We start from the raw sequence: 12,519 nt of genomic DNA, 5'->3' as shown, positions 1-12,519 counted from the left end.
ACCATCAGCCGCGTGAGGTCGCTGCCGCGCAGGATCGTGACGCTGGCCACCAGGCCAAGCAAGGCCGAGAGCGCGGCGGCCACCACCAGCCCCACGGTCGGGTCGGGCATCACGAGCTTGGCGAACAGCGCCGCGGCGTAGGCGCCGAAGCCGAAGAAGGCGGCATGCCCGAGTGACACGATGCCGGTGTAGCCGAGGATCAGGTCGAGCGACATCGCGAACAGCGCGACGATGGCGATCTCGTTGACCAGCAGCGAATGCGAGGGCATGAGGAACGGCAGCGCAAAGGCCACGGCCCACACCACGAATTCGAGCGGGCGCCAGCGCGCCTTGCGCAGCAGGGCCGATTCGTAGGTCGTTGTTGCAGAAGAAGGCGCGCTCATTTCAACGGCCTCCCTTGCGCGTGAACAAGCCTTGCGGCCGCCACATCAGGATCAGGATCATGAGCAGGTAGACGGTGAACGCGCCCATCTTCGGAATGAAGTACTTGCCCGCCACGTCGGCAATGCCGAGCAGCAGCGCGGCCGCGAGCGGCCCGGTGATCGACGAAGTGCCGCCGACCGACACCACGATCAGGAAATAAATCATGTACTTGAGCGGAAAGGTCGGATCGAGCCCGAGGATCTCGGCGCCCAATGCACCGCCCAGCCCCGCGAGCCCGGAGCCGACCGCAAAGGTCAGCAGGAACACGATGTTGACGTTGATGCCCAGCCCTGCGGCCACGCGCGGATCGTCGACCGCGGCGCGCAGCCGGCTGCCGAAGCGCGTCTTCGACAGGATGAGCTGCAGCACCACCGTGAGCACGGCGCACACGGCAATGATGAAGAGCCGGTAGTGCCCCATGCCGAGCAGCAGCGCGCCGTCGCCGACTTCGGTGCGCCCGCGCAGCCATTCGGGCAGCTGGATGTTCTGCTGCGACGAACCGACAAAGTAGTCGACCGCCGCCACCGCCATGAACGCGAGGCCGATGGAAAACAGCACCTGGTCGAGGTGCGGCTTGCCGTACATCGGCCGGTAGAGCGTGCGCTCGAGCAGCGCCCCGGCCAGTGCCACCACGATGAAAGCGAGCGGCAGGCAGGCCAGAAACGGCACGCCCAGCTTCTGCATCGCAAACACCGTGAGGTACCCGCCCGCCATGGCAAAGGCGCCATGCGCCAGGTTGATGAAGTTCATCAGCCCGAGCGTCACGGCCAGCCCCACGGCGAGCACGAAGAGCAGCATGCCGTAGGCGATGCCGTCGAAAAGAATGGTCAACATGTCATTGTTCCGCTACGGCGTTTGCTCGGGCTCGCTTGTTTTTCGGTTCTTGTTCGTTTTTTCAGGGTGCGTGCACAGGCCACCGGGTACTCCCCTCCGCGAATGTCCCCCGCCTTCGGCTCCTCCTTGATTTCGCTGCGGGGAGCACCCGATGCCCTGTGCACWGGGCACGCTCTGGGTGCACCGCTGATCAACCAGTGCTCTGAAMACGCTCMCGYCGATGGGGTGCCTTGCGCAGCGAAATMAAGGAGGAGSCCGMAGGSCGGGGGACATTCGCTTCGCCGCGTACCCCGTCGGCGGGAGCGCCGCCCTGGACAGCAGCGCCCCAAACAAAACACCTGGGCCCCAAATTACTTCGCCTTGCCCGGATCCTTCACACCCTTGATCACATCGAACTCGACGTTATAGAGCTGGCCGCCCTTCTTCTCGACCTTGCGCAAGTACACGTCCTGCACGATGTCGCGCGTCTGCGCGTCGATGTACACCGGGCCGCGCGGGCTCTCGAAGATCTGGCCCTTCATGGCGGCCAGCAGCGCGTCGCCGCCGCCCTGCCCCTTGGTGGCCTTGAGCGCCTCGTAGATCACGCGCATGCCGTCATAGCCGCCCACGGCCATGAAGTTGGGGCGCATCTTCGGGTTGGCCTTCTGGAAGGCCTCGACGAACTTCTTGTTGGCCGGTGACGGATGCGCGGCCGAATAGTGGTGCGAGGTGACCACGCCCAGCGCGCCGTCGCCCATGTCGTTGAGCTGGTCGTCGTCGGTCACGTCGCCGGTGGCGATCATGCGGATGCCGGCCTTGTCCATGCCGCGCTCGAGAAACTGCTTCATCACGGCCGCGCCGGCACCCGAGGGCACGAAGACGAACAGCGCATCGGGCTTGGCGTCGCGCACCTTCTGCAGGAACGGCGCGAAGTCGGGGTTGCGCAGCGGCACGCGCAGCTTCTCGATCACCTTGCCGCCGTTGAGCTGGAAGCGCTCGGTAAAAAACTTCTCGGCGTCGTTGCCCGGGCCGTAGTCGGCCACCAGCGTGACCACCGTCTTCACGCCGTTCTTGGGTGCCCAGTCGCCCATGGCCACCGACACCTGCGGCAGCGTGAAGCTCGAACGCACGATGTAGGGCGAGGCCTCGGTGATGCTCGACGTGGCCGCGGCCATCACCACCTGCGGCGTCTTCGACTGCGTGGCCAGCGGCGCGGCGGCCAGCGCGGCCGGCGTGACGCCGAAGCCCGCGATCACGTTCACCTTGTCGTTGACGATGAGTTCCTGCGCGAGGYGCTTGGTGACGTCGGGCGTGGCCACGTCGTCCTTGACGATCAGTTCGATCTTCTTGCCCGCCACGGTGTCGCCGTTCTGCGCCATGTACAGCCGGGCCGCCGCTTCGATCTGCCGGCCGGTGGAGGCCTGCTGCCCCGTCATCGGCAGGATCAGGCCGATCTTGAACTTGTTGCTGTCCTGCGCAGTGGCAAGCGACATGGAAAGCGCAAGCGCCGTGAGGCCTGCGGTCTGGATGAGATGGCGTCTTTGCATGAAGTTTTCCTTGGGGGGCGGATGCGAACGGGGAGCTATTTTTCAATACTTTGCAACATGCGGCGGAGCAGGCAATCACCTACTCCACCGCCGGGGCGCGCCTTTGTTGCGCGATGAACAAATGAACTGCGCGATGATCGCGCAGCACAGCGGGCTGCGTGCATGCATCCATTGCTCAGCCGCGGCGGCGGATCAGCTGCACGCCGGGCAGCGGGCGCTGTTCGGCGGTGGTCGCGCCATGCAGCGCCTCGCGCAGGTTGCGCCGCGCGATGCGGCTGTGCTCGCGCATCAGCGCCTCGGCGCGCGAGCCTTCGCCGGCCTCGATGGCATCGAGCACCTGCAGGTGCTGGTCCTGCGCGATCACGAGCATGTCGCGCGCCGCGGGCGAATTGGCCTGCACGATGACAAAGCCCGAGGGCGACGCGAACGGCAGGTTGACCACGCGCTCGAGCTGCTGCGCAATGACCGGGCTGGCCGCCATCTCGCACAGCAGCGAATGGAACTTCTCGTTGTGCGTGACGTACCGCGAGAAGGCCGCGTCGTCGAGCGCGGGCTCGCGCAGCAGTTCGTCGATGCGTGCCAGGCAGGCGCGCGCCTCGCGCAGCACCACCGGCGCCGCGCCGCGTTCGGCCGCGAGCCGCGCCACCAGGCCTTCGAGCGTGCCGCGCAGCTCGATCGCATCGGCCACGTCGCGTTCGGAAAAAGTGCGCACCGCATAGCCGCCGTTGGGCAGCGCCTCGAGCAGGCCTTCCTGTTCGAGCCGCATGAGGGCGCTGCGCACCGGCGTGCGCGAGACGCCGAGCTGCTCGGAGATGGCCACCTCGGCAATGCGCGCACCGCCGGGCAGCTCGCCGGCCAGGATCATCTCGCGCAGCCGCAGCTGTGCCTTCACGGCCTGCGAGCCGCCGCCGTCCGCGGGTTCGACGGGTGATGCAGCTGCGGCTTTCATGCGGTTGCGGGTGTTCTCATGAATACTGAATGTATACAAATCTCACGAGACTTTCGCTGATGAAGCCCCGTATTGCGGGTAAACACCAAGCCCGTTGTACACACCAATGTCCGTTCCTGAGGCGATACGATGTCCATCGTTTTTCAGCCACGACGGAGATCACCATGTCCCAGCACGCCGCCCTGCCCGCCCGCTACGACCACGTGGGCAGTTTCCTGCGCCCCAAATACCTGCTCGAAGCACGCGAGCAAAAGGCCAAGGGCGAGATCACGCCCGAGCAGCTGCGCAAGGTCGAAGACAAGGCCATCACCGAGATCGTCCGGTTCCAGGAAGACATTGGCCTCAAGAGCATCACCGACGGCGAATTCCGCCGCACCTACTTCCACATCGACTTCCTCGACCAGCTCGGCGGCGTGAAGACCGACATTCCAGTCACCATCCGCAAGCCCGACGGCACCGAGGAACTCGCGCCGCCCGCGATGCGCGTGCTCGACAAGGTGCGCCACATCAAGGACATCCAGCTCGCCGACTTCCAGTACCTCAAGAGCCAGGTCTCGGCCGGCCGCACGCCCAAGGTGACGATTCCTTCGCCGACGATGCTGCACTTCCGCGGCGGCCGCGCCGGCATCAGCAAGGAGGCCTACCCCGAGCTCGACCCGGTGTTCTACGACGACGTCGCCAAGGCCTACGGCGACGAACTGCGCTCGCTCGCGGCCGCAGGCTGCACCTACGTGCAGATGGACGACACCAACCTGGCCTACCTGTGCGACGAGCACATGCGCGAAGCCGCCCGCAAGCGCGGCGACGATCCCAACGAGCTGCCGCACCGCTACGCCGCCTTCATCAACAAGGTGGTGGCACAGAAGCCGCCGGGCATGCTGCTGGCCATGCACCTGTGCCGCGGCAACTTCAAGAGCACCCACGCCGCGGCCGGCAACTACGAGCCGGTGGCCGAGGCGCTGCTGAAGGAAATGGACCTCGACGCCTACTTCATGGAATACGACGACGCGCGCTCGGGCGACTTCAAGCCGCTGCGCTACCTGCCCAAGGGCAAGACGGTGGTGCTGGGCCTCGTGACCACCAAGTTCGGCGAGATGGAAGACAAGGACGAGCTCAAGCGCCGCATCGAGGATGCCGCCAAGTACGCGCCGCTCGAGCAGCTCGCGCTGTCGCCGCAGTGCGGCTTCTCGAGCACGGTGCACGGCAACAACATCGCGGTGGAAGCGCAGCGCGCCAAGCTGCGCCTCGTGGTCGAGACCGCGCAGGAGGTCTGGGGCTCGACCTGAAGCGCCTTTCATGGTGAAGTCGGGGGCATGAAGACCCAGATCTATTCCGCCCCCCTCAGCATGTTCGGCGCCAAGGTGCAGATCGCCGCGCTCGAAAAAGGCGTCGATTTCGAACTGGTGATGGTGCCCTTCACCAAGGACGACACCTACGAGCCCAAGCACCCCGAGGTGCTGCGCGTCAATCCCGTGAAGCAGCAGGTGCCGATCCTGATCGACGGCGATGTCGAGCTGTTCGATTCGACCCAGATCTTCGAGTACCTCGAAGACCGGTATCCGAGTCCTGCGCTGTGGCCCCGCGGCATTGCCGAGCGGGCCCGCGCGCGGCAGCTCGAGCAGAAGTCGGACGAGGTGTTCTTCCCCAACGTGATCCGGCTCTTCGGCCTGCAGCACGACATGCAGAGCGCGCCCGCCGTGGCGGCCTGYGCCGCCTGCGCGCGCTACTACGAGGAAATGGAAGGCCTGCTGGCCACGCGCGAATACCTCGCTGGCCCCTACTCCTTCGCCGACATCGCCTTCTACATGGCGCATGTGTTCGCCGACCGCAAGGGCGCCGGCATGACCGGTGCCACGCCGCGGCTCGTGGCCTGGCGCGGCCGCGTGGGCGAGCGGCCCGCAGTGCGCGCGGCGGTCGATCCGATGATGCGCTTCCTGGCCTCCGAGGGTCGCGGCGTGCCCGCCTTCCTTCAACGCTGAGCGGCGCGGACCCGTCCTCGGGCATCATCGCCACATGCCGAATTCCATATTCGACTGGCTCCCCTCTCCGTCCCAGCATTTTCTCGTCGTCACCTTTGCGCTGCTGGTCTATGTGCTGACCACGCGCGCGCGCCGCGAGCAGCGCGCCCCCACCACGGCCATTGCCTGGGTCATGGGGCTGGTGCTGATGCCCTACATCATCCTGCCGATGTACCTGCTGTTCGGCCAGCGCAAGCTGCGACCCGCGGGCTCGCCGCGGCCGCCGCGCACGGCCGCGCGCGGGCACTGGGCGGCCGACCTCATCGAGAGCTTCGGCTTGGCGCCGCCCGGGCGCTGCGAGATCCGGCTGCATGCCGATGGCGACGCCGCGCGCGAGGCGCTGTGGCAGGTGATCGACGGCGCGCGCGAGCGCATCGACGTGTGCACCTTCATCATCGGCGACGACGCGCTGGGCCATGCCGTGATCGAGCGGCTGGCGCTGCGCGCGCGCGAAGGCATCAAGGTACGCGTGCTGCTCGACGGCTTCGGCGCGCTGACCCTGCCGCGGCGCCACATGCGCCTGCTGCGCGCGGCGGGCGGCGAGATCGCCGTGTTCCGCCCTTTCTTCAGCCTGCGCCGCATCGGGCCGCGCAACCTGCGCAACCACCGCAAGTTCACCATTGCCGACGACGGCTGGCTGTGGTCGGGCGGGCGCAACCTCGCGAGCGAATACTTCGCCGGCAACGACGCGCAACCCGACGCCTGGCGCGACCTTTCGTTCGACCTGCGCGGCAGCGTGGCCGCCGCGGCGGCGCGCCAGTTCGACCACGACTGGAGTTCGGTGCGCGGGCGCAAGGCGCGCGCCATCACGGCCGACGACGTGGCGGAAAGCGCGGGCAGCGCCATGGCGCAGTTCCTGCCGAGCGGCCCCGACCAGACCGAGGACACCGCCCATGCACTGCTGATCGATGCCTGCTTCCGCGCCGAGCACCGCGTGCTCGCCGTCACGCCCTACTTCGTGCCCGGCGACGGGCTGCGCGATGCGCTGCGGCTGGCCGCGCGGCGCGGCGTGCAGGTGACCATCGCCATGCCCGCGCGGTCGAACCACCGCCTGGCGGACTTCGTGCGCGCACGCGCCATGCGCGACCTGGCGCGTGCCGGCGTGAGCTTTCGCATGCTGCCGTTCATGGCCCACGCCAAGGCCGTGGTGGTCGACGACGAACTGGCCATGTGCGGCTCCATCAACCTCGACCTGCGCAGCCTGCTGCTCAACCACGAGGCGGCCGTGGTGTTCTACGGCCCGCGAGAGATCGATTGGCTGGCCGAGTGGATCGACACCATCGCCTCCGCCGGCGAGCCCTACCGCGCGCGGCGGCCGGGCCTGGTGCGCGACGTGGCCGAGGGACTGCTGCTCACCGTCGCCTTCCAGCTTTAACGGGCGCCGCCTCCTTCGCGATGGCGTCGAGGCCCGCGAACACGTAGCGCATCAGGTCATCCGCGAGGCCCTCCGCATCCTTCAGCGCCGGCAGCACCTTGCTCGCCAGGTCCTTGGGTGCCACCGTCATCACGATGCAGGGCAGCACCGCGAACAGCAGGCCACGCTGCACCGAGGGATGGTCCTCGGGCAGGCCCATGATGCCGCCGATCAGGCCGCGGATCAGCCGGGCCTTGGGCAGCACCGCCTGGCGGATCAGCGCGGGCAGCGCCGGAGACGGCGACAGCGCCTCGCGCAGCACCACGCGAAAGCCCCAGGGCGCCTTGGACTGGCTGCCCATCTCGACCAGGTGCGTGAGGAAGGCGCGCAACTTGAGCCGCGGATCGCCGGCCTCGCTGGCCAGGGCGATCAGCTCGTCCATGCTCACGAGCTGGCGGTGCGCCTCGATCAGCACGGCCTCGTAGAGTCCGTCCCGGCTGCCGAAGTGGTAGTTGACCGCCGCCATGTTGGTGCCGGCGCGCGTGCAGATTTCCTTGCTGGTGCTCTCGGCGAAGCCGCGCTCGGCGAACAGTTGGCCCGCGGTTTCGAGGATGTGCAGGCGCGTGGTGCTGCCGTCGGTGCGCTGGGTGCGCGCCGCGCCCTCGCGCGCTGCGGGGGAGCGGGTGGTGGAAGAGCGTGTCGCCATGCGCCAAGGTTAATCGAACTGAAAAAATACTTCAAATTCAAATTTCAATTTGATAACATCCGGCCGTTATCCGACCCGGAAACCGGCAGGAGCCCGCCCATGAACAAGAAACCCCTCATTGCCGCGGCCGCCGTGGCACTGGCCGCCGCGGCCGGCGGCTGGTGGTACTTCAGCCGCTCGGCCGCGCCCTCCGACCACCTCGTGCTGTACGGCAACGTCGACGTGCGCCAGGTCTCGCTCGCCTTCAATGCCAACGAGCGCGTGGCGGAGCTCACGGTGCGCGAAGGCGACCACGTGCGGGCCGGGCAGGTGCTGGGCCGGCTCGACACCCGCTCGCTGGTGCTGCGCGTGGCGCAGGCGCAGGCGCGCATCGGCGTGCAGGAGCAGGCGCTGCTGCGCCTGAAGACCGGCAGCCGCCCCGAGGAACTGGCGCAGGCCGGCGCCCAGGTGGCCGCGGCGCAAGCCGATGCCGACCTGGCGCAGCAGCAGCTGGCGCGCCTGCAGGCCATCGGGCAGACCACGGCCGGCCGCGCCGTGAGCCAGCAGGACCTCGACAGCGCGCAGGCCCGCCGCAAGGTGGCGCTCGCGCAGCTGGACAACGTGCGCAAGGCGCAGCAGCTCGCGGTGGCCGGCCCGCGCAAGGAAGACATCGCGCAGGCGCAGGCCCAGCTCGAATCCGCGCGCGCCGACCTCGCGCTCATGAACCACCAGCTGGCCGAAGCCGAGCTCAGGTCGCCCATCGACGCCGTGGTGCGCGCCCGCCTGCTCGAGCCCGGCGACATGGCTTCGCCGCAGCGCCCGGCCTTCACGCTGGCCATCACCGATCCCAAGTGGGTGCGCGCCTATGTGGCCGAGCCCGACCTCGGCCGCGTGCGGCCCGGCCAGCCGGCCAGCGTGGCCACCGACAGCCAGCCCGGCCAGCCGATCGCGGGCAAGGTGGGCTACATCTCGTCGGTGGCCGAGTTCACGCCCAAGACGGTGCAGACCGAGGAGCTGCGCAGCAGCCTGGTCTACGAGATCCGCGTGATGGTCGACGACAAGGAAGACCGGCTGCGGCTCGGCATGCCGGCCACGGTGCGGCTGCAGCTGTCGTCGACCGGCAAGCCGTGATGACCGATCTCATCGACCGTCCGTGCGCATTCCTCCCTCCCCTTCCGGGGGAGGGCTGGGGTGGGGGCGCCCCCATCCCAACCTTCCCCCGGAAGGGGAAGGAGCAAGACCGCATGCCCGGAGGGAGGTTGAATGCTGCGCACTGAGCCGGCCGTCAGCGGACGCTCCCTGCACAAGCGCTTCGTGGCCAAGGGCTCGAAGCAGGTGGTGCGCGCGCTCGACGACGTGTCGCTCGAAGTTCCCACCGGCACGCTCACGGCGCTGGTCGGCCCCGACGGCGCCGGCAAGACCACGCTGCTGCGGCTCATGGCGGGCCTGATGCGCGCCGACGAGGGCGAACTGCGCGTGCTCGGCATCGACGTGTCGGCCGATCCGCAGGCGGTGCAGGACCGCATCAGCTACATGCCGCAGCGCTTCGGCCTCTACGACGACCTCAGCGTGCAGGAGAACCTCGACCTCTACGCCGACCTGCACGGCGTTTCCGCCGGCCAGCGCCGCGAGCGCTATGCGCGGCTGATGGAAATGACCGACCTCGGCCGCTTCACCAGCCGTCCCGCGGGCAAGCTCTCGGGCGGCATGAAGCAGAAGCTCGGCCTGGCCTGCACGCTGGTGCGCTCGCCCGACCTGCTGCTGCTCGACGAGCCCACCGTGGGCGTCGATCCGCTCTCGCGGCGCGAGCTCTGGCAGATCGTGCAGCAGCTGGTCGGCGAGGAAAAGCTTTCGGTGATCGTGAGCACCGCCTACCTCGACGAGGCCGAGCGCTGCAGCCACGTGTTCGTGCTGCAGGAGGGCCGGCTGATCGCAGAGGGCACGCCGGACGAGATCCGCGGCCATGCCGAGGGCACCTGCTTCGTCGCGGCGCCGCCCGAGGGCGAGGCGCCGCGCCTGATGCAGGCGCGCCTGCTCGATGCGCGGCAGCAGATCGTCGATGCCGTGCCGCAGGGCGGCGAAGTGCACTTCATCCGCCGCCCGGACGCGGACGACGCGGCGCTCGAAAAGCTGCTGGCCGGCGCGCGCGCCGAACCCGTGCCGCCGCGGCTCGAGGACGGCTTCATGACACTGCTGCGCACGCGGCAGGCCAGCGACACGAACATTGCCCCATCGGCGGCGAGCGAAGGCCTTGCGCCGGCCGAGGGTGAACCCGGCGAAGTGGTCATCGAGGTGAAGGACCTGGTGCGCCGCTTCGGCGACTTCGTGGCCGTGGCCAGCACCAGCTTCTCGGTGCGGCGCGGCGAGATCTTCGGCCTGCTGGGGCCCAACGGCGCCGGCAAGACCACCACCTTTCGCATGCTCTGCGGCCTCCTGCCCGCAAGCGGCGGTCAGCTGCGCGTGGCCGGCGTCGACCTGCGCCATGCGCGCGCGCAGGCCCGCCAGCGCATCGGCTATGTGTCGCAGAAGTTCGCGCTCTACGGCAATCTCACGGTGCGCGAGAACCTCTCGTTCTTTGGCGGCGCCTACGGCCTGCGCGGGCAGAAGCTGCAGGGGCGCATGGACACGGTGCTGCGGCAGTTCGACCTCGAGCGCGAACTCGACGCGCCCAGCGGGCAGCTGCCCGGCGGCTACCGGCAGCGCCTGGCCATGGCCACGGGCCTGCTGCACGAGCCCGAGATCCTGTTCCTCGACGAGCCCACCAGCGGCGCCGATCCGCTCGCGCGGCGCGAGTTCTGGCGCCGCATCACGGCGCTGGCCGAAGGCGGCACCACCGTCGTCATCACGACCCACTTCATGGAAGAGGCCGAGTACTGCGACCGCATCGTGATCCAGGACGCCGGCAAGGTGCTGGCCATCGGCACGCCGCGCGAGGTGCGCGCGCAGGCGCAGGACGGCGCAGACGGCGGAAGGCGCATCGACATGGAGCAGGCCTTCATCGGCATCGTCGAGAAGGCGCGGCAGGAAGAAAGGAGACAGCCATGAGCGGCTTCGGCACCCGGCTCGTCTCGCTCACGCGCAAGGAATTTCGCCAGCTGCTGCGCGACCGCAGCAACCTGGCCATCGGCATCCTGCTGCCCATGGTGCTGATCCTGATCTTCGGCTATGGCATGTCGCTCGACGTGAAGAACGCGCCGGTGGCCGTGGTGCTCGAAGATTCCTCGCCGATGGCGCACGAGGCCATTGCCGGCCTGCAGCTCTCGCCCACCATCGCACCCGTGCTGCTGGGCTCGATGCACGACGCCGAGGCCCTGATGCGCGAGCGCAAGGTCGACGGCATYGTGCGCGTGCCCGCCGACTTCTCGCGCGCGCTGGCCGCGGGCAATGCGCGCGTGCAGCTCATCGTGCATGGCGCCGACGCCGGGCGCGCCACCATCATCCAGGCCTATGTGAGCGGCGCGCTGGCGCAAGCAGCCCTGCGCCAGGCCGACCGCGGCGGCGCGGCCGGTGCGGCCGCGCCTTCGGCGGGCCGCGTGACGGTGGAGCAGCGCATGTGGTTCAACGCCGCGAACACCAGCACCTGGTACCTGGTGCCCGGGCTCATCGTGCTCATCATGACGCTGATCGGCGCCTTTCTCACTGCGCTGGTGATGGCCCGCGAATGGGAGCGCGGCACGCTCGAGGCGCTGTTCGTCACGCCGGTGCGGCCGGTGGAAATACTGCTGGCCAAGATCATTCCGTATTTCGCGGTCGGCATGCTGGGCCTGGCGCTGTGCCTCCTGGCCGCGCGCTTCCTGTTCGCGGTGCCGATGGTCGGCTCGCTGTTCGCGGTGGTGCTCAGCTCGATGCTCTACCTGATCGTGGCGGTGAGCCTGGGGCTGGTGATCTCGTCGGTCACGCGCAACCAGTTTCTCGCGAGCCAGGTGGCGCTGATCGCCACCTTCATGCCTTCGATGATGCTGTCGGGCTTCCTGTTCGACCTGCGCAACGTGCCCACCGCCGTGCGCGTGATCGGCCACCTGCTGCCGGCCACCTACTTCATGGACCTGATCAAGACGCTGTTCCTCGCGGGCGACGTCTGGCCGCTGATCTGGCGCAACTGCGCGGTCCTCGTGGCCTATGCCGTGGGCCTGCTGCTGCTGGCCCGCATGGTCACGCGCAAGAGCCTGGACTGAAGGGGAGCATTCCATGATCGACTTCCTGCTGCGCATTGCCAACCTCTGCAAGAAGGAGCTGCTCGCCATCTTCAAGGACCCGGCGAGYCGCGTGATCCTGTTCGTTCCCGCCATCATGCAGAGCCTCATCTTCGGCTACGCCGCCACCTACGATCTCTCGAACGTGCCCTATGCGCTGCTCGACCAGAGCCGCACGGGCGCCTCGACCGAGCTCATTGCGCACCTGGACAGCACCGGCGTCTTCCATCGCGTGGCCACGCTGCGCACGCAGGCCGACATCCGCGAGGTGATCGATACCGAGAAGGCGCTGCTCGTGATCCAGATCGCGCCCAACTTCGAACAGCAGCTCGGCGCGGGCCAGCCCGCGGCCATCCAGCTGATCCTCGATGCGCGCAACTCCAACACCGCGGGCTCCGCGGCCGGCTACGTGGGCGCGGTGGTCGAGCGCTACAACGCCGAGCTGCGCACGCGCGCCGGCGCGCCGCCGGCTCCGCTCACCATCGAATCGCGCGCCTGGTTCAACCCGAACCTCCAAACGCGGTGGAACCTGCTGCC

12 protein-coding genes are annotated in these 12,519 nt (G+C 68.5%); 7 read left to right on the top strand and 5 right to left on the bottom strand.

Going from position 1 to position 12,519, the window contains the following annotated elements; translation table 11 throughout:
• The 4 genes from AC1DOC_RS04270 to AC1DOC_RS04255 form a co-directional block, all read right to left on the bottom strand.
• The coding region (locus AC1DOC_RS04270) for an ABC transporter permease subunit (RefSeq protein WP_478129442.1) at positions 1 to 383 on the bottom strand (383 nt) is incomplete at its 3' end.
• A gap of 1 nt (position 384) precedes the next feature.
• The gene (locus AC1DOC_RS04265) at positions 385 to 1,257 is read right to left on the bottom strand and encodes a branched-chain amino acid ABC transporter permease (protein WP_012746890.1); all 873 of its coding nucleotides are present in this window, start codon (positions 1,255 to 1,257) and stop codon (positions 385 to 387) included.
• Between the two features lie 350 nt (positions 1,258 to 1,607).
• On the bottom strand, positions 1,608 to 2,783 hold the full coding sequence (locus tag AC1DOC_RS04260) for an ABC transporter substrate-binding protein (RefSeq protein ID WP_478129441.1): 1,176 nt from the start codon (positions 2,781 to 2,783) through the stop codon (positions 1,608 to 1,610).
• 175 nt (positions 2,784 to 2,958) lie between these two features.
• The gene (locus AC1DOC_RS04255) at positions 2,959 to 3,732 is read right to left on the bottom strand and encodes a GntR family transcriptional regulator (RefSeq protein ID WP_012746888.1); all 774 of its coding nucleotides are present in this window, start codon (positions 3,730 to 3,732) and stop codon (positions 2,959 to 2,961) included.
• Between the two features lie 164 nt (positions 3,733 to 3,896).
• On the opposite strand from AC1DOC_RS04255, the gene AC1DOC_RS04250 reads away from it, so the two are divergent.
• The 3 genes from AC1DOC_RS04250 to AC1DOC_RS04240 are packed head-to-tail and all read left to right on the top strand — an operon-like array spanning position 3,897 to position 7,125.
• Complete coding sequence (locus tag AC1DOC_RS04250) at positions 3,897 to 5,018, top strand: 5-methyltetrahydropteroyltriglutamate--homocysteine S-methyltransferase (RefSeq protein ID WP_012746887.1); 1,122 nt, start codon at positions 3,897 to 3,899, stop codon at positions 5,016 to 5,018.
• Between the two features lie 27 nt (positions 5,019 to 5,045).
• On the top strand, positions 5,046 to 5,711 hold the full coding sequence (locus tag AC1DOC_RS04245; RefSeq protein ID WP_012746886.1) for a glutathione S-transferase family protein: 666 nt from the start codon (positions 5,046 to 5,048) through the stop codon (positions 5,709 to 5,711).
• A gap of 34 nt (positions 5,712 to 5,745) precedes the next feature.
• Positions 5,746 to 7,125 carry a phospholipase D-like domain-containing protein gene (locus AC1DOC_RS04240; protein WP_018903044.1) on the top strand — a complete coding sequence of 460 codons (1,380 nt, stop codon included), beginning with the start codon at positions 5,746 to 5,748 and terminating at the stop codon, positions 7,123 to 7,125.
• On the opposite strand, the gene AC1DOC_RS04235 is transcribed toward AC1DOC_RS04240, so the two are convergent.
• Positions 7,103 to 7,810 carry a TetR/AcrR family transcriptional regulator gene (locus AC1DOC_RS04235; protein WP_412510627.1) on the bottom strand — a complete coding sequence of 236 codons (708 nt, stop codon included), beginning with the start codon at positions 7,808 to 7,810 and terminating at the stop codon, positions 7,103 to 7,105. The genes AC1DOC_RS04240 and AC1DOC_RS04235 overlap by 23 nt on opposite strands.
• 99 nt (positions 7,811 to 7,909) lie before the next feature.
• Here AC1DOC_RS04235 and AC1DOC_RS04230 point away from each other — a divergent pair, with 99 nt between their 5' ends.
• The 4 genes from AC1DOC_RS04230 to AC1DOC_RS04215 form a co-directional block, all read left to right on the top strand.
• Positions 7,910 to 8,920 carry an HlyD family secretion protein gene (locus tag AC1DOC_RS04230; RefSeq protein ID WP_412510626.1) on the top strand — a complete coding sequence of 337 codons (1,011 nt, stop codon included), beginning with the start codon at positions 7,910 to 7,912 and terminating at the stop codon, positions 8,918 to 8,920.
• Between the two features lie 132 nt (positions 8,921 to 9,052).
• Positions 9,053 to 10,834, top strand: coding sequence for an ATP-binding cassette domain-containing protein (locus AC1DOC_RS04225; RefSeq protein WP_478080721.1), 1,782 nt, complete (start codon positions 9,053 to 9,055; stop codon positions 10,832 to 10,834).
• Positions 10,831 to 11,964, top strand: coding sequence for an ABC transporter permease (locus AC1DOC_RS04220; protein WP_278880962.1), 1,134 nt, complete (start codon positions 10,831 to 10,833; stop codon positions 11,962 to 11,964). Before AC1DOC_RS04225 ends, AC1DOC_RS04220 begins: the two co-directional genes overlap by 4 nt.
• A 13-nt stretch (positions 11,965 to 11,977) precedes the next feature.
• Positions 11,978 to 12,519: ABC transporter permease (locus AC1DOC_RS04215; protein ID WP_478129440.1), on the top strand; the 542-nt coding region annotated here is incomplete at its 3' end.

This window comes from Variovorax sp. 01T439_2, from assembly GCF_056398445.1.
The sequence above is the reverse complement of the archived record's forward strand: the minus strand, read 5'-3'. Positions and strand labels throughout refer to the sequence as shown.

Coding starts and splice junctions, on each gene's coding strand:
- AC1DOC_RS04235 (WP_412510627.1), bottom strand. CDS start 7,810: ATGGCGACACGCTCTTCCACCACCCGCTCCCCCGCAGCGCGCGAGGGC.
- AC1DOC_RS04255 (WP_012746888.1), bottom strand. CDS start 3,732: ATGAAAGCCGCAGCTGCATCACCCGTCGAACCCGCGGACGGCGGCGGC.
- AC1DOC_RS04250 (WP_012746887.1), top strand. CDS start 3,897: ATGTCCCAGCACGCCGCCCTGCCCGCCCGCTACGACCACGTGGGCAGT.
- AC1DOC_RS04265 (WP_012746890.1), bottom strand. CDS start 1,257: ATGTTGACCATTCTTTTCGACGGCATCGCCTACGGCATGCTGCTCTTC.
- AC1DOC_RS04225 (WP_478080721.1), top strand. CDS start 9,053: ATGCTGCGCACTGAGCCGGCCGTCAGCGGACGCTCCCTGCACAAGCGC.
- AC1DOC_RS04240 (WP_018903044.1), top strand. CDS start 5,746: ATGCCGAATTCCATATTCGACTGGCTCCCCTCTCCGTCCCAGCATTTT.
- AC1DOC_RS04230 (WP_412510626.1), top strand. CDS start 7,910: ATGAACAAGAAACCCCTCATTGCCGCGGCCGCCGTGGCACTGGCCGCC.